Raw genomic sequence first — 296 nt, 5'->3', positions numbered from 1 at the left:
TCACCTCCGTGGACGCGCCAGGCTCGACGTCCCGGCGCGTCCACCGCAGTTGAGGTAGAGATCAGGCGGGGTCCATGACCACCTCTGGCCCGTAGTCATCGCGCACGCCGGAACGGGCCAGCCAGTCGCGCAGAATCGGGACCTGTCCAGCCGGGTCTGCGACGACGCTCGCGACGAACTCGTCGAGCTTGATTTCCTGGCCGTTCACGTCGAGCAGCTTCGGTGACGACGACCAGGACAATGTCCAGCCAGCGGAACCACGGTCGATCAGGGCCGCTTCCAGAGCCCTGATGATC

General features: G+C 65.9%; 1 protein-coding gene. It reads right to left on the bottom strand.

What is annotated here, in order from left to right:
• Positions 1 to 61 precede the first annotated feature (61 nt).
• A partial coding sequence (locus ELR45_RS35920; protein WP_165368138.1) for a hypothetical protein occupies positions 62 to 296 on the bottom strand: 235 nt, incomplete at its 5' end.

This window comes from Phytoactinopolyspora endophytica (genome assembly GCF_004138495.1).
GTDB classification, from domain to species: domain Bacteria; phylum Actinomycetota; class Actinomycetes; order Jiangellales; family Jiangellaceae; genus Phytoactinopolyspora; species Phytoactinopolyspora endophytica.
Note: the sequence above shows the minus strand (reverse complement) of the source record. Positions and strands in the feature narration are given on the sequence as shown.